This window comes from Sphingomonas sp. HF-S4, from assembly GCF_032911445.1.
In the GTDB taxonomy this organism is placed as follows: domain Bacteria; phylum Pseudomonadota; class Alphaproteobacteria; order Sphingomonadales; family Sphingomonadaceae; genus Sphingomonas; species Sphingomonas agrestis.
The window spans coordinates 1946055-1965198 of the sequence record NZ_JAWJEJ010000001.1; the positions used below are offsets into that span (position 1 = coordinate 1946055).

The window sequence follows — 19144 nt, forward strand, 5'->3', positions numbered from 1 at the left end:
TGGTTAGCGTAAAAGGGGCAATATGCGCGGTGGTCTTTGGCTGATGTCGGCGGCTCTTCTTCTCCCGGCAACGGCGCATGCCGCGGGCTGCGAGGAAAGCTTCACCAAGTCCGGGTCGTTCATCAGCGGGCTGAAGTTCCGCGCCTCGGTCACCGTACCAGACCTCACCCCGGCGAGCGCGATCGGCCAGATGCGCGGCATCGCAGCCGGCAAGGGCTATGACATCCTCGTCGCCGAGGCCGAGGACGGCAGCATGCTGATCGAGCAGCCGCAGACCGGCAAGGCACGCGCCTTCCCGATCACGATCACCGCGACGAGCAGCGGCAAGTCGGGCATGGTCGAAATGGAGGCCAAGCTCCGCGCCGGCCAGAGCGTCGGCTCGGACGCGGCCAAGACCGAGCTATGCGCGATGCTCGGCGCGATCAAGGGCGGCAAGGCCGGCCTCGCCGCGGCGAACAGCGGCATGAAGGCAGTGAGCAACGGGGCACCGCTGGAGATCAGCGCGCTCTCGCTCTCGCAACAGGTGTCGAAGGATACCGAGCGCAACGCCGCGGCGATTCCGCTGCGCTATGAGAACAAGAGCTTCATCATCGACGGTCTGGTCGAACAGGCCACCAAGCAGGGCAGCGACTATATCGTCACCTACAAGATCCCGAACCCGTGGGAGCAGGCGATCCGCCTGCCCGGCGAGGCGAAGTTCAAGACCGATATCGGCTGCGTGATGGCCAAGGGGCAGGCGGCGTTCACCCTCCAGCTCAAGCCGGGCAAGAAGGTCAAGCTGCAGGGCATGTTCGAAGCATTCGACGCGCGCGACCACCTGCTGCTGCTCAAGGATTGCCGATCGGTACAGTGAGGATCGTCAGGCGGCGCCGATAGCCCCGTCCCCGGCGTGCGTGGCGATCCGCCTCGCGCTGCCGCTGGAAAGACCGGCGCGGCCTCGACGGCTAGGGCTTAACGAATATCCGCTCTCGCCCGCTCTCGGCCATCGGCCCTGTTCGATTTCAATCCCGGAAACGGACCTGCATCAATCAATTGCGACAGACTGGAGCCGCGATATCCAGATGGAGAAGCAGAGGCGCTTCGGTTCGCCTGCCCTTAACGGGCCTTTTGGGCTGGGTAAGCATTCCCTCCGCGAAGAAGGCTGAACCCAACGACTTCGCCATCATCGCCGTGTTCGAACCGTATCGTCATGTCTTGCGCCGTCATGAAGAATTCAGACTTCGATTCCGCAAACAGCTCCATACGCCCAGCACCGAACAAGTCGCTTTGGAAAAACAGTCGATCCCCTTCGGCGACGATATGGGCTGGCTTGTCCAGCAATTGATAGTCGCCCGCGACCTGTCCGTTAGCGGCTGCATCACCAGGAATCGCAGCCTTCTCAATGACTTTAAACTCGGGCCATCCGTATTCGGCGGCGACACTTCCCAGGATTTCGTCGATCAGGGCCGCGCCATTGTCGCTGTTGGTCATGATGACGACGCCTTGGCCGGAGCGCGTATAGCCATATAGCTGGGACCGGAAACCTGCTGTGCCCCCGCTGTGGCCAAAGCTCGTGCGGTCGCCAACCTTGTCGACGAAGAAGCCCAGGCCATATTGGCCCAAGCCACGCATCAGCATCGAAGACGCTGTTTTCTGGGACAGGATTTTGTCGGATTTCCCAGCCTCGGCCTGCTGAACTTCGAGTACAACCCGCGCCAGGTCCGTGGGCGTGCTCCAAAGTCCGGCAGCCGAAGATTCCGGGTAGATATGCCATTCACCTGTGACAGCTTTGCCATCGCCGTGATACGCCGTCGCCGTCAGGTTGCGTTGGGCGGCGGGCAGCGGCGCGAAGCTACTCTGGTCCATTCCCATCCGATCCAGAACGGCGGTCTTCATGTAACGGTCGAAGGGCTGGCCGCTGGCCTCGCTCACCATCAACTGGACGATCTCATAGCCTCCCCCGGAGTAGCGCCATGCGCTTCCCGGCGCCAGATCGACGCGAACCGGCTCCGAATTCGCGGGCGCAACACCGTCCAGCACCTGCAACAGGCTCGGCACCGGCTGCCCCTGCGCATATCCGGAATATCCGTGCACCGTCATGCCCGCGCTGTGATTGAGTAGCATGCGCAGGGTGACCGCTTTGAGGCGGGTGTATTCGTTCTGCGGAATTTTCCAGGACGAGAGCTGGCGGTTCGCGTCTCCATCCAGCGCGAGCTTGCCTTGCTCGACTAGGCGCAAGGCGCCGATGGCCGTGAGCGACTTGCTAATCGAGCCTGCCTGGAAAAGGGTTCTCACGGTAGCTCGGCGATGGCTGGCGATATCGGCTTCGCCATAAGCCCGAGCCCACTCAATGCGGCCCTTGTTGATCAGGGCAATGCTGACGGCGGGGACTTGGTAGAAAGCCATACGCTCTATCAGCGACATCTTCTGCTCGGGCGCGCCTTTCACCACGACGGGCGTGGAGAGTCCGAGCTCGACCCGCGCGATACTGGCTTGGACGGTCGATGGTGTGGCTTCATCGACGGTTGTCGCTGACATTGACTGAGCTTGCGCGCCTTGGCCCCACAGCAGGAATGTTGCGCAAGGCAGCAGGAAGAGTCGCATCATGAAAGTTTTACCACAGCGGTGGGGGGCGGACTGGGACGCAGCCTGTCGCTGCGGCTGCCATCGCGCACTCACACAATCGTTGCCCGGGCGCAACGCTTTGCAGATGTTGAAGTCGGCCATCGCAACGCCGGTTTCATCCAATGTCGGGCCTGAAAGCGGACGGGCCGCAAACCACCCAAGACTAGCCATTCACCAATTTCCGGCTTTCGCGCCTAGGGATCCAAGCTCTCACCGAGATTCACTGGATCAAACCGCCCGTGCAGCGTCCCGGCCTCGCTCGCCCGCCACAGCGTCATCACTTCCCCCGCCACGATCAGCCACAGCTTCCCGTCGGGCGCCGCCATTGCCGCGTCGGTGACCGAAGGCGTCGCGGCGCCGCTCGGGTGCGAATGCCAATAGCCAATGATCTTCGGCCCGCCCGCCCGCTCGGCACGCAACGCCGCGAACAGGGCCGCAGGGTCGATCTCGAAGTGCCGCCCGGGGTCTTCGGCCACGTTTTCAGTTGCTTGGAAGCCGGTGATCGTATCGCCGTCGCCGAACAGCAGTCCGCATGCCTCGCGCGGCGCACAATCGGCGGAAATCCGCCGAATACCGATCGGTACAGATCTTGAAACGCGTATCGCCATCCCCATCTACACCTACAGAATGGACCGGGGGGTTACCACACTTGAAGCGCGGATTGCCGAGGCCGCGGACGGATGGCGGCTCGATCGGGCGCTCGCCGATGCCCTTCCCACGCTCTCGCGCGAACGCGTCAAGGCGCTGATCTCGAGCGGCGCGGTCACCGGCCCCGCCGGGCTGATCCGCGATCCCGCCAAGAAGGCGCCCGGCGGCGCGCTGTTCCAGATCGCGGTGCCGGTGCCAGCCCCCGCGCATAACGAAGCGCAGGATATCGCGCTCAACGTCGTGTTCGAGGACGAGCATCTGATCGTGATCGACAAGCAGGCCGGGCTGGTCGTCCATCCTGCCGCCGGCAATCTCGACGGGACGTTGGTCAACGCGCTGCTCCACCATTGCGACGGGAGCCTGTCAGGGATCGGCGGGGTGGCGCGGCCGGGGATCGTCCATCGCATCGACAAGGACACGTCGGGGCTGATGGTCGCCGCCAAGACCGATCGCGCGCATGTCGGGCTGGCCAGGCAGTTCAAGGACCACTCGATCGACCGGCGCTACAAGGCGATCGTCAACGGGCATCTGCGCACGCTCCAGGGCAGCGTCGATGCGCCGCTCGCGCGCTCGCCGGCGAACCGCAAGAAGATGGCGATCCAGCCGCACGGCAAGCGCGCCGTCACCCACTGGCGTCAGTTGGGCGGCGCGAGTCAAGCGGACGGGAAAAACCGCGATTCGAGTCAAGTTCGTCAACTTCTCGACGCCTCGTTCGTTGAATGCAGGCTGGAAACGGGGCGTACCCACCAGGTCCGCGTCCACATGGCATCGATCGGGCATCCGCTTGTCGGCGATCCGGTCTATGGCAGTGCCAGGAAGGCGCATCGCGAGATTCTGGAAACCCTGGATTTCCGGCGACAGGCCTTGCACGCGGCCCATCTCGGGTTCATTCATCCCGTGAAAAGCCACGCTTTGGCATTTGATAGCGAAATGCCTGCAGACATGCAGGAACTGTTCAACAAGCTTATCGTATGAAGTTCGTGGCGCAGCCCGCGCGGCCTTGCGCCCAGTGAAGGGAGATTGATCATGGCAAATGGCAGCAACGTCCCCGCGACGATTCCTGCGCTCGGCGGAGAGGCGAGCCTCAACCGCTATCTGTCCGAGATCAAGAAGTTTCCGATCCTCGCGCCCGAGCAGGAATATATGCTCGCCAAGCGCTTCGAGGAGCATGGCGACGCCGATGCGGCGGCGCAGCTGGTCACGTCGCACCTGCGGCTCGTCGCCAAGATCGCGATGGGCTATCGCGGCTATGGCCTGCCCGTCTCCGAGCTGATCTCGGAAGGCAATATCGGCCTGATGCAGGGCGTGAAGAAGTTCGAGGCCGATCGCGGCTTCCGCCTGGCAACCTACGCCATGTGGTGGATCCGCGCGTCGATCCAGGAATTCATCCTGCGCTCGTGGTCGCTCGTGAAGATGGGCACCACGGCGGCGCAGAAGAAGCTGTTCTTCAACCTGCGCCGGATGAAGGCCAAGCTCGATGCGTTCGAGGATGGCGACCTGTCCCCCGAGCATCTCGCCAAGATCGCCACCGATCTGGGCGTGACCGAGGACGAGGTCACCTCGATGAACCGCCGCATGGCGATGGGCGGGGATACCTCGCTCAACGTGCCGATGCGCGAGGATGGCGAGGGCCAGTGGCAGGATTGGCTGCAGGACGACAGCCAGCTCCAGGACGAAGTCGTCGCCGAAGCGCAGGAGGCGGACGTCCGCCACGAGATGCTCGTCGATGCGATGGACGATCTCAACGAGCGCGAGAAGCACATCCTCACCGAGCGTCGCCTGACCGACGATCCCAAGACGCTCGAGGAACTGAGCCAGGTCTATGGCGTGTCGCGCGAGCGCGTCCGCCAGATCGAGGTTCGCGCCTTCGAGAAGCTCCAAAAGGCGATGATGCGCCTCGCCGGCGAGAAGCGACTGCTCGCGGCCTATTGAAGCCGTTGCGTTGACGGTGTGGTGTCGTCATTCGTGTCCGCATGAGTGACGACGCCGCCCCCACCCCCCGCGCCCCGCAGGCGACGACGCGGATCGAGCCCCCCGCCGAGCCGGCCCGGCCCCGCAAACCGTTGCTGCGCCGGCTTCTCGGCTGGCTGGTGATGGCAGTGCTGGCGTTCATCCTCGGCTCGCTGCTCTGGGTCGCGGCGCTGCGCTTCATCAATCCGCCGATCACCTGGACGATGATCGGCGACGCGGTCGCCGGCCACGGCGTCACCAAGCGCTGGATGTCGATCGACCGGATCGACGCGACGATGGCCCGCGCCGTGATCGCCGCCGAGGACTCCCGCTTCTGCGAGCATCACGGCTTCGACTACAAGGCCATCGCCGCCGCCGCCGCACGCAACGCCACCGGCACCAAGCGCATCCGCGGCGGATCGACCGTCAGCCAGCAGACCGCCAAGAACGTGTTCCTCTGGCAGGGCGGCGGCTATTTCCGCAAAGGCTTGGAAGCCTATTTCACGCTGCTCATCGAGAATATCTGGGGCAAGCGGCGGATCATGGAAGTCTATCTCAACGTCGCCGAGACCGGGATCGGCACCTATGGCGTCAATGCCGGCGCGATGCGCTATTTCAAGCACGACGCCTCGCGGCTCAGCCAGCGCGAGGCCGCGCTGATCGCCGCGGTGCTGCCGCTGCCCAAGAAGCGCGCGGCGATCGACCCCAGGGGCTTCACCAGGCGCTACGGCAATTCGATCAGCCGCCGGATCGGCGTGGTGGCAGGCGACGGCCTCGACGCCTGCCTGCGGTGACTACGCACCCGATCCGCATCGCCGCGGCGTTGATCGACGACGGCGCGGGCCATATGCTGCTGGTTCGGAAGCACGGTGCCCAGGCCTATATGCAGGCCGGCGGCAAGATCGAACCCGGCGAGACCGCGATGGATGCGCTTCGCCGCGAACTGCTCGAGGAGATCGGCTTGGTTCCGGCAACCGCGCCCGCCTATCTCGGCCGGTTCCGCGCGCCGGCTGCCAACGAGCCCGGCCGCATCGTCGAGGCGGAAATCTTCCGCCTCACCGCCGCCCATCCCCCGATCGTCGCCGCGGAGATCGCCGAGGCCCGGTGGGTTGCGATTAAGGCAGCGGGCGAGCTTCCGCTCGCGCCCCTGACGCGAGACCATATCCTGCCGATCGCGCGCGCGTTGCCTGCCTACGAAAAGGCCCCGGAGCCGCGCATCGCCGCTCCAGGGCCCTAAACGTGATCCGGCCGCGGATCAGTCGACCTTCTTGGCCGCGTCCTTCGCCGCGCCGCCGACATCCTTGGCGGCATCGCCGACGTCCTTCGCCGCGCTGGTGATCGCGTCGGTCTTCACATTCTCGCGCTGGTTCTGGTTGACCAGATACAGCCCGCCCAGCACCACCAGCACGAGCACGGCAAGCCCGATCAGCAGGGCGCCACCGCTCCCGCCGCGGCGCTCGACCACGACGGTGCTCGGATTGCTCGTCTCCGTGACCCGCTCGGACGTGACGCCGTCGGTACGCTCGACAATACGATCAGCCATGAACCTGCACTCCTCGATTGTGTCCGGCAGCAACAGAGGAGTGCCCATTTAGGTTCCGAAACGGTCGTAGATCAGAACGGCAGCTTGAACCCCGGCGGCAGCGGCAGCCCGCTGCTCATCTTCGACATCTCGGTAGCCGATGCCGCATCGGCCTTGGCACGCGCATCGTTGAACGCTGCCGCGACCAGGTCCTCGAGCATGCCCTTCTCGCTCGGTGCGAGCAGCGAATCGTCGATGTCGACGGCGATGATCCGACCCTTGGCGCTTGCCTTGACCTTGACCAGCCCGCCACCCGAAACGCCCTCGACTTCGATCGTGTCGAGGTTCGCCTGCGCCTTGGTCAGCTCTTCCTGGACGTTCTGCGCCATCGCCATGATGTCTTCGAGGCTCCTCATGCCTGGTTACTCCGTAGGTTGTTCCAGCCGATCAGCTCGGCATCGGGAAAAGCGTGCATCGCAGCGGCGACCACCGGCGAGGCCAGCACCGCGTTGCGCTCTGCGGCCTCGTTGGCGACTGCCTGCTCGCGCATCGTCGGCGCGCCCGCGTCCTCAACGCATTTGAGCCGCCAATTGACCCCTGTCGCCTCGCGCAGTGCGGCTCCCAGCTCGCGCAGGAAATCCTGCGGCAATTCGCGTGCCGCGCCGAATTCAAATTCCGAGCCGTCAAACTTCACCGGACGCAGATAGTCGCGCACTTGCTGGGCGAGCTGGAAGCGCTTGCTTGCCTCCAAACAGATCGCGAGTTCGGCGATGCTCGACGGCATTGCCGGCTCGGCAGGCGCAGACGGCGCCGCGGCGGGAGCGGACGCCGTGACGGTCACGCTGCCGCTGGCGATCTGCCGCGCCAGCTCGCCCGGATCGGGAAGCTGCGACGCGTGGATCACGCGGAGCAGCGCCATCTCGCACGCCTCGATCGGCAGCGCCGCCTTGGCGACTTCGTCATGCCCGCGCAGCACCAATTGCCACAGCCGGTGCAGCGCCGGGAAAGAGAGACCGGCCGCCCAGTCCTGCAACGCCTTGAGTTCCTCGGCCGACTGGCCCGCACCCGAATCGGTGCCGAGCTTGGCCAAAGTCACGCCGTGGACGGTTTCCAGCAGCGTACGCAGTACCGCCTGGGGATCGACGCCCAGATCATATTGCCCGCGCAACGCCGCGAGCGCGCCCAGCGCGTCGCCAGCGAGCAGCAACCCGAACAGTGCGCGGATCGCCCCGCGATCGGACAGGCCGAGCATCGCCCGCACCGCCTCGGCGCGCACCCCGCCGCCTTCGAGCCCGGCATGCGCGATCGCCTGGTCGAGAATCGACAGCCCGTCGCGTGCCGATCCTTCGGCGGCGCGCGCGATCAGCGCCAGCGCGTCGGGCTCGGCCTCGACGCCCTCGGCCTGCGCGACATGCGCGAAATGCCCGGCGAGCAACTCTGCCGGGATCCGCCGCAGGTCGAAGCGCTGGCAGCGCGACAGCACCGTCACCGGCACCTTGTTGACCTCGGTCGTCGCGAACAGGAACTTCACGTGCGCCGGCGGTTCCTCGAGCGTCTTGAGCAGGCCGTTGAACGCGGCCTTGGACAGCATGTGGACTTCGTCGATGATGTAGATCTTGTACCGCGCCGACACCGCCGAATAGCGCGACGCCTCGATGATCTCGCGGATATCGTCGATGCCGGTATGGCTCGCGGCGTCCATCTCGATCACGTCGATATGGCGACCCTCGGCGATCGCACGGCACGGCTCGCAGACCCCGCACGGGTCGATCGTCGGCCTGCCGTGCCCGTCCGGCCCGATGCAGTTCAGTGCCTTGGCGATCAGCCGCGCGGTCGAGGTCTTGCCGACTCCGCGGACGCCAGTGAGCAGGAAGGCATGCGCCAGCCGGTCGCGCTTGATCGCATTGCCCAGCGTGGTGACCATCGCATCCTGCCCGATCAGTTCGGAAAAGGTCTGCGGCCGGTATTTCCGCGCAAGGACGCGATACGCCTCCTGCTTGGGCTGGGGCGGTTCGTCGAGGCCAAGGAGGGAATCGGACATCGCAGCCTATGTAGGCGGGCATGCGCGGCTTGTCGAAGGATCAGGACAAGTGTCGCGGCGCATCCATGCGCGGATGCAGCACACGAACGATGCGGAGTGTGCCGGGCAGAATCCTGTAGTAGACGAAATGGCTCTCGTGGCGAAATCGCCAATGGCCTGAGGAAGAGCTTACCGGTCGCCCCATCTCCGGTTGATCCAGCAAGCCAGTGAATGCGACGTCAAATGACCCCACGTAACGGCTCGCCTGAGCGGCGCCCCAATGGGTAGCGGTATAATCGTAAATGGCATCTAGATCGTGATCGGCAGCTACCGAGATGACGAGCCTCAGGCGTTCCAACGCTTACGGCCGTCCGCGATTATGTCGGCAATGGAGCGACCTTCGTCGCCACTTGCATCGCCTTCCGCCAAGGCTGCCGCCAGTTCCGGCGTCATCTCCCAGCGATCTTCCTGTTCGAGATCGGCGCGGATCAAGGCGCGCAAATAGGCTTCGACATCAGGATACGCCCCCTCGCGGACGCGCAATTCCACCCCGTCCTTGAACTCATCGGGCAGATGGAAGCTGATCTTCGTCATGCGCGGAGTTTCCGCCCAAGCCTAAACGCTGTCAATGGAGGAAGGTGGGAGCCGGAACGACCCGCGGCGAAATCGTTGTGGCTGCTTCCTTCCGGATCTGACCAGGTTGGCGACGACCACGTCCGCCCGACTCCCGCGGCGCATATGGGCGAACTCCCGCCGCGAGGCAAGGGGCGCCCGCATCGGACGCCCCGCCCCTCATTCAACGATAATAGCGGACCTTGCGGCAAATGCGGACGCGGTCCCCACGCCGCCACTCGCGCCGGCAGACCGTGCGCGTATAGGCGCGGCGGTTATTGCGATAATGACGACGGTATTGGCGGCGGTCGCGGCGATAGTGGCGCCGGTCTTGCTCGACGAGCGCGGTGGCCGAGCTGGCGGCGAACGAAGCGGCCGTGATGGCAGCGGGCGCCGCCGGCGCCGTCGTTGCCGAAGCCGCGGGCACGGTGAACAGCGCAGCCGCTGCGGCGACGGCGAGAGTGAGAAGCTTCATCGATAATCTCCCGGATGCAGGGCGATCCTGCTGCCGTTGCAATTCCGGCACGGCGGGTTGGTTCCGGCTCAGCGTCCCTGCATGTCGCGATGCTCGCTCGGCATCCGCACGGTGAGCCCGTCGAGATCGGGGGTCAGCACGATCTGGCAAGCGAGCCGACTGGTCCGCGCCGCGCCGAAGGCGAGGTCGAGCATATCCTCTTCCTCCTCGCTTGCGCGCGGCAATCTGGCGAAATCCTCCGCGGCAACGATCACATGGCAGGTCGAGCACGACATCTGCCCCTCGCACGTCCCCTCCAGCGGTTGCCCGGCATTCTGCGCGACTTCGAGCAGGATCGCACCGTCGGCGGCTTCGACTTCGCGAGTCTCGCCCTCGCCGGCGCTGACGAAACGCACCCGGATCATGCCGCGACCTTCTGCGCACGCGCCGCTGCAGTGATCCGGTCGAGCGCAGTCAACAATTCTTCCTCCGTAGTCATGCGCCCGAAGCCGAGCCGGATGCTCGACCGCGCCTGCGCATCGCTCATCCCGATGGCCTGCAGCACATGGCTGGGCCGCCCCGATCCGCTCGCACAGGCCGACCCCGCCGAGAATGCGATGTCGCGCACGTCCGACATCAGCCGCGCGACATCGAGCCCCTCGCGGCGCAGGTTTAGATTGCCGTGATAGCGCTCGCCCTGCGACCCATTGAGCTGCCAGTCGCCGCCGATATGCGCCAGCGCCGCGCGGAAGAGCTGCTCGGCATGGGCATGATCCGCGCCGAAGCGCTGCTTGGCGAGCCGCGCCGCCGCGCCGAACCCCGCACACAGCGCCGGCGACAGCGTCCCCGAACGCCCACCCGGCTCCTGCCCGCCGCCGTGCAGCAACGGTTCGAGCGTCACGCCGTCGCGGATCCACAGCGCGCCGACGCCCTTTGGCCCGTGGATCTTGTGCGCCGACACTGCGACCAGGTCGCACTCTTCCGGAATCCGCACGCGGCCATAGCCCTGCACCGCATCGCACAGGAAGCGCGCGCCGGCGGCCTGCGCCAGCTCGGCGAGCTGCTCGATCGGCTGGATCGTTCCGATCTCGTTGTTGACCAGCATCGCTGCGACCAGCCCGGTGCCGGGCCCGATCGCCGCACGGGCGGCGGCGAAATCGACCAGCCCGTCGCTGCCCACCGGCAGCACGGTCACCGCCCTGCCCTTGCGCGCCTGGGCCGCGACGGCGTCGAGCACTGCGGCATGCTCGGTCGCGACCGTGACGATCGGCCCGCTCGTCCCCTTGATCGCCCAGTTGAGCGCCTCGGTCGCGCCGCTGGTGAAGCTCAGCGTGCCGCCCGCGGGCATCAGCGCCGCGACATCGTCGCGCGCGACCTCGACCGCCGCCTTGGCCTTGCGCCCCGCCGCGTGCGCCGAATGCGGATTGGCGTGCTGGCTCTCCAGCCATGGGAGCATCGCGGCGAGTGCCTCGGGCGCGAGCGGCGTGGTCGCCTGATAATCGAGATAGGTCATGCTGCGCGCGCCCGTGCATCGGCAGCGATTGCGCACCACAATGCCGCGAAGGCGTCGACCTCCGCCTCGGTGGTCGCGCGCCCGAAGCTCACCCGCACGACTTCGCGCAGTGCTGGCTCGGCCCAGCCCATCGCGGTCAGCACATGGCTCGGGCGGAGGCTTCCCGACGAGCAGGCGCTGCCGGCCGAGACCGAGATCCCCGCCATGTCGAATCGGATCAACTGCGCCGCGGCCGAAACCCCCGGCATCCGGTATGCGCCGATCAGCGGCGACCGGGAACTCGCCGCCCCGACGATCTCCGCCCCCTCCAGCGCCGCCTCGAGCCGCGCCCGCAATGCGGCGAGCCTATGCAACTCCTCGGGCACCTCGACCGCCGCGGCATAGCCCAGCGCGCCCGGCAGGTTCTCCGTCCCGGCGCGATACCCCTTTTCCTGTCCACCCATCGGCAGCAGCGTGGCGAAGTCGCGGACGAACAGCGCGCCGATCCCCGGCGGCCCGCCGCGCTTGTGCGCAGAGACCGCGACCAGATCGGCGTGCCGCAGAACCGCCGCAGAGGCGCGCGCCGGCATCTGCGCCGCGTCCACGAGCAGGATGCCACCGGCCTCATGCACGATCGCCGCGATCGCCTCGACCGGCTGGATCACGCCGGTCTCGCTGTTGGTCCGCTGGACGCAGAGCAGCACGCGCGGGCCCATCGCGGCCCGCAGCGCATCGAGATCGAGCGTCCCGTCGGCCAGCACCGGCAGCACCTTCGCGCCCTCGGCATGACGCAGCACCGAATCATGCTCGACCGCGGTGATGACGCGGCGCTCGGCGACCGAGCGGGTCAGCGCCAGATGGAGCGATTCGCTCGCGCCCGAAGTCAGCACCAGCTCGTGCGCCCAGCCATAGGCCGCGGCGATCCGCGCCCGCGCATCCTCCAGCGCCGCGCGTGCGGCGCGCCCCTCGGCATGCGGCGAAGAGGGGTTTGCCCAGCGCGCCATGCCCTCGATCACCGCGGCCTTGGCGGCGTCGATCATCGGCGTGGTTGCGGCATGATCCAGATAGATACGATCGGCCAAGGCGGTTCCAATTGCGTGAAGGGCAGCGCTGCCTATATAGCGCCCAACTCCCCGCGCTCCACTGCGCGCCCCATTTTCAAGGCAGGCCTACATTGCCCGAAGTCATCTTCCCCGGTCCCGAAGGCCGCCTCGAAGGCCGTTTCGCTCCCGCTCCCAAGCCGCGCGCGCCCGTCGCGATGATCCTCCACCCGCATCCCAATGCGGGCGGGACGATGAACAACCGCATCGTCCAGGAGCTCTACAAGACCTTCCAGCGCCGCGGCTTCGCGACGCTGCGCTTCAACTTCCGCGGCGTCGGCAAGAGCCAGGGCACGTTCGACAACGGCATCGGCGAATTGTCTGACGCCGCCAGCGCGCTCGACTGGGTACAGAGCTTCCACCCCGAAGCCTCGACCACCTGGATCGCGGGCGTCAGCTTCGGCGCGTGGATCGGCATGCAGCTGCTGATGCGCCGCCCCGAAATCCGCGGCTTCATCTCGGTCGCGCCGCCAGCGAACATGTACGACTTCAGCTTCCTGGCGCCCTGCCCCAGCTCGGGCATCATCATCCAGGGCGAAGGCGACGAAGTCGCGACCCCGGCCGCGACCCAGAAGCTGGTCGACAAGCTGCGCACGCAGAAGCACATCACGATCCACCACGACACGATCCCGCACGCCAACCATTTCTTCCAGGACGAGATGGAGCAGCTGATGGGCTCGGTGGACACGTATCTCGACATGCGGCTGGATCCCAACTCGCCGATTCGGTGATATGTCGGGCCGCCACGCCCCTGCCCGTCACCCCGGCCTTGTGCCGGGGTTACGATGAGGTAGTTAGCGCGTCAGGCGTGGACCGAACGCGTTGATACGGAAGACCACAAACGCCCTAGTTGCGGACGTTCGCGATTTGCAGGTCCGCCGCCTAGATCGACCAGATCAGCAGATTCCCCAGCAGCACCAGCGCAGCGACCAGCATCAGCACACCCTTGAAGCGGTCGCCGCCGCGCCAGGTACGTACCGCGCCCCAGACCAAGGCGAACATCGCCACCACGACGATGCTCAACAGCAGTGGGTTCAGCGTGGGATCGATCATCGCACCACCAGCCACACCAGCGCCACGATCGCCAGCGCCACGCCGACGAACCCGGCAATCACCTTGGGCTCACCGCGATAGATCAGCCGCAGGAAATACCAGAGGAACAGCCCCAGCCCGCGCGTCGCCACGCTCAGCACATTGGCCAGTACGCCGCCCAGCTGCGTTTCCCTCATCAGTCGTTCGATCCCAGCACCGCCGCATAGGCGTCGGGATCGGCATTGCCCCCGGAGAGGAGGACGAGCAAGCCCGGTTGCGCCTCGACCTTGCCCGCAAGCACCGCCGCGAGCGCCACCGCCCCGCCCGGCTCGACCACCAGCCGCAGCTTCGCCGCCGCCCAGCGCTGCGCGTGCCGGATCTCCGCCTCGCTCACCGCCACGCCGCTGGCGCCGCGCCGGCTGAGCACGTCGAAGGTCAGCGGCGACACTTGCCTGGTCTGCAGCGCGTCGCACGCGGTCAGCGGCGGATTGTCCCCCACCGCCTCGATCCACCCGGCCTCCAGGCTGCGGCGCATATCGTCCCAGCCCTCGGGCTCGGCGACCGTGATCGCCGCCTCGGGCAGCGCCAGCGCGAGCCCCGCCGCGAGCCCACCGCCGCCGCACGGGATCACCACGTTCGAAGGATCGGGGAGCTTCATCTCGACCATCTGGGTCATCGCCTCGATTCCCGCGCTGCCCTGCCCCTCGATGATCCACGCATCGTCGAAGCTCGGCACCAGCGCGGCGCCGCGGGCATGCGCGAGATGCGCGGCGATCTTCTCGCGGCTCTCGGTCGCGCGGTCGTATTTCACTACCTCCGCGCCCAATGCCAGCGTCGCGTCGAGCTTCACCTTAGGCGCATCGGCCGGCATCACGATCACCGCCGGGATACCGAGCTTCTTCGCCGCCCAGGCGACTCCCTGCGCATGATTCCCCGACGAGAAGGCGACGACTCCGCGTTCGCGTGCCGCGGCGTCCAATGCGGTCAGCCGATGCCACGCCCCGCGGATCTTGAAAGCGCCTATCGGCTGCAGCGATTCGGCCTTGAAACAGACCGGCACGCCGCGAATTTCCGCTGTCAAAAGAGGCGTTTGCGGCAGGATTGCTGCAACCTTCGCTGCAGCGTCCCGCACCCCGGCCCGCGTAGGCTGTCGTACAATCGTCACAGTTCATCCCCGCCGTACAATTCCGGATACCGAATCACTTTACACGGGGGAACCTCGCCCCTAAATGCCGCCTTCCGCTGCCCCATGGGACTTCCAACCGCAAGGCAGCTTTTCGTCAATGTTTGCCGCAAGGCATTTGGAGGTCCCTTGAGTTGCACAAGCATCATCGCGCGCTGGGGTTAGCGTCTCCCCGATCGAACGCCGTTCTCGGCATCGACATCGCCAGCCAGCGACCGGTTCAGCCGGTCACGCTGACTCGTCCGCACGCCGCATCGCGTGCCGCCCGCTTCTTCGTCGAGAAGTTTCCGGGCCGCTCGATGTATGCCGTGAAGGCGAATCCGTCTCCCGATCTGCTCCAGATCCTCTGGGATAGCGGCATCACGCATTACGACGTGGCGTCGATCGCCGAGGTTCGCCTCGTCGCCCGCACGCTCCCGGAAGCGACCCTGTGCTTCATGCACCCGGTCAAGGCCGAGGAAGCGATCGAGGAAGCGTATTTCACGCACGGCGTCCGCGTGTTCAGTCTCGACAGCCTGGAAGAGCTGGAGAAGATCGTCGCGGCCACCAAGGGCGCTGAAGACCTCACGCTGTGCGTCCGCCTGCGTGTCTCGTCGGACCATTCGAAGCTCAGCCTCGCCTCCAAGTTCGGCGCCGCCCCCGGCGAGTCGAAGGAATTGCTGATGGCCGCCCGCCAGGTCGCCGATGCCCTGGGCATCTGCTTCCATGTCGGTAGCCAGGCGATGTCGCCCGAGGCCTATGGCAATGCGATGGAGCGCGTCCGCGCCGCGATCGTCGAGGCAGCCGTCACCGTCGACGTGATCGACGTCGGCGGCGGGTTCCCCTCGTCCTATCCCGGCATGGAGCCGCCGCCGCTCGAGCATTATTTCGCGACGATCCACCGCGCGTTCGAGAGCCTGCCGATCTCCTATTCGGCCGAGCTCTGGGCCGAGCCGGGCCGTGCGCTGTGCGCCGAGTACAGCTCGATCATCGTTCGCGTCGAGAAGCGCCGCGGCAGTGAGCTCTACATCAACGACGGCGCCTATGGCGCGCTGTTCGACGCCGCGCATATCGGCTGGCGCTTCCCCGTCCGTCTCCTCCGCGAGCCGGATTCGAACGCCCGCGATGTCGAGTTCAGCTTCTACGGGCCGACCTGCGACGATCTCGACCACATGGCGGGGCCGTTCCCGCTACCCGCCGATATCGGTGCAGGCGACTATATCGAGATCGGCATGCTCGGCGCCTATGGCTCGGCCATGCGCACCGCGTTCAACGGCTTCGGATCGGACGAGACGGTGATCGTCGACGACGAGCCGATGACCTCGCTCTATATCGAGCAGGCCGAGGAACGCGCGACGGCCTCGAACGTCGTCAAGCTGTAACCAGACCTAGCCAGACGGCAGTCTTTGAATTTGGAAGCGGGGTGCTCTATGCGCCCCGCTTCCTCACGGGTTTCCGCGTCCCCTGAACGACGACGGCCATGCTGAATGGGAGCTCCCATGACCGACACCCTCACCAAGACCGCCGCGGCGAACCCGCCGATCAACGACACCCGCAAGGCGGAGCTTCTCTCGAAGGAAGTGAAGCATATCGACATCACCAAGTTCGATGCGCGCCCGATCGTCGACGCGATGGCCGACATGAGCTTCACCAGCCGCGACCTCGGCCGCGCGACCAACATCTACAACCAGATGCTCGCCGACAAGGATTGCACGATCTTCCTGGTGATCGCCGGCTCGACCTCGGCCGGCGGCTGCATGGACCTCTATGCCGAACTGGTGCGCAACAACATGGTCGACGGCATCGTCGCCACCGGCGCCACGATCGTCGACATGGATTTCTTCGAGGGCCTCGGCCACAAGCATTACCAGGCGCTCGAGATCCCCGACGACGACACGCTGCGCTCGCTCTATATCGACCGCATCTACGACACGTACATCGACGAGACCGACCTCCAGAACGTCGATCACACGATCTTCGAGATCGCGGAATCGCTCGAGCCCAAGGCCTACAGCTCGCGCGCGTTCATCCGCGAAATGGGCAAGTATCTCGTCGAGCACGGCAAGAAGGAGAACAGCCTCGTCAAGCTCGCCTACGAGCATGACGTGCCGATCTTCTGCCCCGCGTTCGTGGACAGCTCGGCCGGCTTCGGCCTCGTCAAGCACCAGGTCGACGCCGCCAAGGAGGGCCGCCCCTATCTGATGATCGACGCGGTCGCGGACTTCCGCGAGCTGACCGACATCAAGATCGCGGCGGGCACCACCGGCCTGCTGATGATCGGCGGCGGCGTGCCCAAGAACTTCATCCAGGACACCGTCGTCTGCGCCGAGATCCTCGGCCACGAGGATGTCGCCGTGCACAAGTACGCGGTGCAGATCACCGTCGCCGACGTTCGCGACGGCGCCTGCTCGTCCTCGACGCTGCAGGAGGCGGCATCGTGGGGCAAGGTCAACACCGGCATCGAGCAGATGGTGTTCGCCGAGGCCGGCAGCGTGATGCCGCTCCTCGCCAGCGACGCGTATCACCGCGGCCACTGGAAGGATCGCGCCAAGCGCGGCTGGGCCAAGCTGTTCGGCTGAGCCCTTCCAGCACGCGAAAACCGAACGGCCGGGGAGCGATCCCCGGCCGTTTTGCTTTATGCGACTTCGTGATACCCTCGCTCCCGGACAAGTGCTTGGGAGAGTGCTTCATGCCTTCGCGTTCGAATCTGGCGCTGATTTTGGCCGCAGTGCCGAGCGCGGCGCCAAACCTAACGCAAGACGCCCCGAGCGATCAGGACCCAAGAATCGCCGGACAGCGCATCGCCGCGCTCGAACGCGTACGTCGCTGATGGCAAACCATGCCGCACACGCAGCGGGCACGACCGCCCCAACACAAGAAAAGGCCGGCGGCCCGAATCGACGTTCGCGCATCTCCGTCGCGCAATTGCCGGCCAAGACCGACGCGCATTCGGTCCTTTCGGGCGAACGGCCAAGCGTCGGCGGCAGGCCGTTGGAGAGCCATTTGAAGGCGCCGTTCGAACGGGCGTTCGGCACCAGCTTCGCCGACGTTCGGGTCCACAGCGATTCCGCCAGCGCCGGCGCCGCGCACCAATTGGGCGCGCGCGCCTACACGCATGGCGGCGCGATCATATTTGGTTCCGGCCAGTATCAGCCGAGCAGTGCGTCGGGCCAGCGGCTGCTTGCGCACGAATTGGCGCATGTCGTCCAGCAGCGCAAAGGGCAGGCATCCGATCGTGTGCTGTCATCCCGCGGATCACGATCCGAAGCGGAAGCCGATACCGCCGCCAATGCAATGGGCTGGGGAGGTCTCCATGCCCGATATCCCGACGTCGCTGCATATTCGGTAGCGGCCGGATCGGCGCCGTCGAGGCAGCTTTCGCCAAATCTGTCGGCGGCAGACGCCAGTATTCAAAGGGTCCAGCTCACTTACGATGACGGGCCCGACAGTGCCGGAAATACGCGCCTCGTCCTCAACGCACTGAATGCCGCGAGTGCGAAGGCTACGTTCTACTTGGTCGGCAAACGTGTCGCACAGGGGGACAATTGGCGCGTCGTCTTCGATATCGCGGCGGCCGGGCATTGGCTGGGGAATCATGCCTATGACTGGAACGACGCCACCGACAATCATATCTTCCTGCAGGGGACGGCGCAGCAGCGCGCGGAGAAAATACTTCAGACGGAATGGTCGATCCGCGATGCCTTGATCACCGGACGCGCCGATGCCCAAACCGCCAATACCTGGGCAAGCATCCCTTCAGCCCACCGCGACCAAATCAACGACGTCATTGCGCACGGCACCGGCAGGTTCCGCACCCCGGGGTTCCGGAGCAAGCCGTGGGACCCAGACGGCATCACCACGCTGGCAGCGATCGATTCCGCAAATCAGGTCTTGGCCGCAACGGGATTACGGCCACTGAAGACGACTGAGCTCTCGAAATTGGGCCCGGACTATGAAGGCGTCACCGTCGACTCGAAGGACTGGGAAAAGGGCAAGACACAGGCTGACGTCGAAGCGACGGTGAAAGGTGGAACGACGAGCAACGATGACTCCATTCTGCTGCATTCCCGATTGAAACACAGCGCGGATGCCACGCCTGCGATCGCCGCCGATATCAAAAGTAAGAAGTTCGGCTTCGATCCGACCGTGCAGGGCGCGATGGGATCGGTCCGGCCAAAAGCAGGCTTCGCGAACCTGAAGTCGATCTCCAGCCCGCCGACCTCCGCGGAAATCGCCGACGCCCGCACTTGGTTCAAGGCCAATTATCTCTCCATCGGACCGGTTCTCTCCGGTGCCGTCGCGATCGGAATCTTTCAGCTGGCGCAGCAAGCGGGTCCGGCCGAAGTGAAGGCTTTCACCGCGGAAATCAGGGGGACCACCGTGAAGACGCCGACCGGCGACGTCCCCATGGCGAACTGGATGAATGCGAATACCGAATGGAGTCTCTTTTCGGGCTTCTTCGAGAACTGGACGCTCCAAAAGTCATTTCCGAAGATCAAGGGCGTTACGATTTGACCCTGTGATCTGGACGCTTCTTGATCGCTTCCC

General features: G+C 65.8%; 23 protein-coding genes and 1 other RNA gene. 9 read left to right on the plus strand and 15 right to left on the minus strand.

Translation table 11 applies throughout. The features are described 5' to 3' along the window. Window positions 1-22: 22 nt before the first annotated feature. Complete coding sequence (locus tag RZN05_RS08515) at window positions 23-853, plus strand: hypothetical protein (RefSeq protein ID WP_317226187.1); 831 nt, start codon at window positions 23-25, stop codon at window positions 851-853. Between the two features lie 242 nt (window positions 854-1095). On the opposite strand, the gene RZN05_RS08520 is transcribed toward RZN05_RS08515, so the two are convergent. Continuing rightward, the gene (locus tag RZN05_RS08520; RefSeq protein ID WP_317226188.1) at window positions 1096-2706 is read right to left on the minus strand and encodes a serine hydrolase; all 1611 of its coding nucleotides are present in this window, start codon (window positions 2704-2706) and stop codon (window positions 1096-1098) included. A gap of 92 nt (window positions 2707-2798) precedes the next feature. Beyond that, complete coding sequence (locus RZN05_RS08525) at window positions 2799-3212, minus strand: M67 family metallopeptidase (RefSeq protein WP_317226189.1); 414 nt, start codon at window positions 3210-3212, stop codon at window positions 2799-2801. 19 nt (window positions 3213-3231) lie between these two features. Here RZN05_RS08525 and RZN05_RS08530 point away from each other — a divergent pair, with 19 nt between their 5' ends. The 4 genes from RZN05_RS08530 (at window position 3232) to RZN05_RS08545 (ending at window position 6439) form a co-directional block, all read left to right on the plus strand. Then, window positions 3232-4227 carry an RluA family pseudouridine synthase gene (locus RZN05_RS08530; RefSeq protein ID WP_317226190.1) on the plus strand — a complete coding sequence of 332 codons (996 nt, stop codon included), beginning with the start codon at window positions 3232-3234 and terminating at the stop codon, window positions 4225-4227. A gap of 51 nt (window positions 4228-4278) precedes the next feature. Next, complete coding sequence (gene rpoH / locus RZN05_RS08535; RefSeq protein ID WP_317226191.1) at window positions 4279-5184, plus strand: RNA polymerase sigma factor RpoH; 906 nt, start codon at window positions 4279-4281, stop codon at window positions 5182-5184. A 134-nt stretch (window positions 5185-5318) separates the two neighbouring features. Continuing rightward, the gene (gene mtgA / locus RZN05_RS08540; protein ID WP_317227592.1) at window positions 5319-5996 is read left to right on the plus strand and encodes a monofunctional biosynthetic peptidoglycan transglycosylase; all 678 of its coding nucleotides are present in this window, start codon (window positions 5319-5321) and stop codon (window positions 5994-5996) included. After that, window positions 5993-6439: an NUDIX hydrolase gene (locus RZN05_RS08545; protein WP_317226192.1), complete on the plus strand. Its 447-nt coding sequence runs from the start codon at window positions 5993-5995 to the stop codon at window positions 6437-6439. Before mtgA ends, RZN05_RS08545 begins: the two co-directional genes overlap by 4 nt. A gap of 18 nt (window positions 6440-6457) precedes the next feature. Here the strand turns inward: RZN05_RS08545 and RZN05_RS08550 are convergent, their stop codons facing one another. The 10 genes from RZN05_RS08550 to RZN05_RS08590 form a co-directional block, all read right to left on the minus strand. Then, window positions 6458-6745, minus strand: coding sequence for a hypothetical protein (locus RZN05_RS08550; RefSeq protein WP_317226193.1), 288 nt, complete (start codon window positions 6743-6745; stop codon window positions 6458-6460). 71 nt (window positions 6746-6816) lie between these two features. Further along, entirely contained in the window at window positions 6817-7140 is a 324-nt protein-coding gene (locus RZN05_RS08555; RefSeq protein ID WP_317226194.1) for a YbaB/EbfC family nucleoid-associated protein, read from the minus strand. Continuing rightward, window positions 7137-8765 carry a DNA polymerase III subunit gamma/tau gene (locus RZN05_RS08560; protein WP_317226195.1) on the minus strand — a complete coding sequence of 543 codons (1629 nt, stop codon included), beginning with the start codon at window positions 8763-8765 and terminating at the stop codon, window positions 7137-7139. The genes RZN05_RS08555 and RZN05_RS08560 overlap by 4 nt, the downstream gene beginning before the upstream one ends. A gap of 40 nt (window positions 8766-8805) precedes the next feature. Next, complete coding sequence (locus RZN05_RS20660) at window positions 8806-9102, minus strand: type II toxin-antitoxin system RelE/ParE family toxin (protein WP_394804796.1); 297 nt, start codon at window positions 9100-9102, stop codon at window positions 8806-8808. Beyond that, window positions 9090-9338 carry a ribbon-helix-helix domain-containing protein gene (locus RZN05_RS08565; protein WP_317226196.1) on the minus strand — a complete coding sequence of 83 codons (249 nt, stop codon included), beginning with the start codon at window positions 9336-9338 and terminating at the stop codon, window positions 9090-9092. The genes RZN05_RS20660 and RZN05_RS08565 overlap by 13 nt, the downstream gene beginning before the upstream one ends. Before the next feature lie 40 nt (window positions 9339-9378). Then, window positions 9379-9476, minus strand: an RNA gene (gene ffs, locus RZN05_RS08570) — signal recognition particle sRNA small type. A 64-nt stretch (window positions 9477-9540) separates the two neighbouring features. Next, the gene (locus tag RZN05_RS08575; RefSeq protein ID WP_317226197.1) at window positions 9541-9831 is read right to left on the minus strand and encodes a hypothetical protein; all 291 of its coding nucleotides are present in this window, start codon (window positions 9829-9831) and stop codon (window positions 9541-9543) included. A 68-nt stretch (window positions 9832-9899) separates the two neighbouring features. Further along, entirely contained in the window at window positions 9900-10235 is a 336-nt protein-coding gene (locus tag RZN05_RS08580; protein WP_317226198.1) for a 2Fe-2S iron-sulfur cluster-binding protein, read from the minus strand. Further along, complete coding sequence (locus tag RZN05_RS08585) at window positions 10232-11323, minus strand: cysteine desulfurase family protein (protein WP_317226199.1); 1092 nt, start codon at window positions 11321-11323, stop codon at window positions 10232-10234. Before RZN05_RS08585 ends, RZN05_RS08580 begins: the two co-directional genes overlap by 4 nt. Continuing rightward, window positions 11320-12384, minus strand: a complete 1065-nt coding sequence (locus RZN05_RS08590; protein ID WP_317226200.1) for a cysteine desulfurase family protein — start codon at window positions 12382-12384, stop codon at window positions 11320-11322. Before RZN05_RS08590 ends, RZN05_RS08585 begins: the two co-directional genes overlap by 4 nt. A gap of 92 nt (window positions 12385-12476) precedes the next feature. On the opposite strand from RZN05_RS08590, the gene RZN05_RS08595 reads away from it, so the two are divergent. Then, complete coding sequence (locus RZN05_RS08595; RefSeq protein ID WP_317226201.1) at window positions 12477-13133, plus strand: alpha/beta hydrolase; 657 nt, start codon at window positions 12477-12479, stop codon at window positions 13131-13133. Window positions 13134-13284: 151 nt separating this feature from the next. On the opposite strand, the gene RZN05_RS08600 is transcribed toward RZN05_RS08595, so the two are convergent. Genes RZN05_RS08600 through RZN05_RS08610 form a run of 3 tightly spaced genes read right to left on the minus strand, consistent with a single transcriptional unit; the run spans window position 13285 to window position 14599 of the window. Then, the gene (locus RZN05_RS08600) at window positions 13285-13455 is read right to left on the minus strand and encodes a hypothetical protein (protein WP_317226202.1); all 171 of its coding nucleotides are present in this window, start codon (window positions 13453-13455) and stop codon (window positions 13285-13287) included. Further along, window positions 13452-13631: a hypothetical protein gene (locus RZN05_RS08605; RefSeq protein WP_317226203.1), complete on the minus strand. Its 180-nt coding sequence runs from the start codon at window positions 13629-13631 to the stop codon at window positions 13452-13454. The genes RZN05_RS08600 and RZN05_RS08605 overlap by 4 nt, the downstream gene beginning before the upstream one ends. Further along, window positions 13631-14599: a threonine ammonia-lyase gene (locus RZN05_RS08610; RefSeq protein WP_317226204.1), complete on the minus strand. Its 969-nt coding sequence runs from the start codon at window positions 14597-14599 to the stop codon at window positions 13631-13633. Before RZN05_RS08610 ends, RZN05_RS08605 begins: the two co-directional genes overlap by 1 nt. Window positions 14600-14751: 152 nt before the next feature. Between RZN05_RS08610 and RZN05_RS08615 the strand changes: the two genes are divergently transcribed. From RZN05_RS08615 to RZN05_RS08625, 3 genes are all read left to right on the plus strand, one after another. Further along, window positions 14752-15978: a type III PLP-dependent enzyme gene (locus RZN05_RS08615; protein ID WP_317226205.1), complete on the plus strand. Its 1227-nt coding sequence runs from the start codon at window positions 14752-14754 to the stop codon at window positions 15976-15978. Window positions 15979-16095: 117 nt separating this feature from the next. Continuing rightward, window positions 16096-17175 (plus strand): 1,9-bis(guanidino)-5-aza-nonane synthase, encoded by a 1080-nt coding sequence (locus RZN05_RS08620; protein ID WP_317226206.1) that lies wholly within the window; start codon window positions 16096-16098, stop codon window positions 17173-17175. A gap of 250 nt (window positions 17176-17425) precedes the next feature. Further along, a complete protein-coding gene (locus tag RZN05_RS08625) occupies window positions 17426-19111 on the plus strand; it encodes an eCIS core domain-containing protein (protein ID WP_317226207.1) in 1686 nt (561 codons plus the stop codon). Window positions 19112-19144 lie beyond the last annotated feature (33 nt).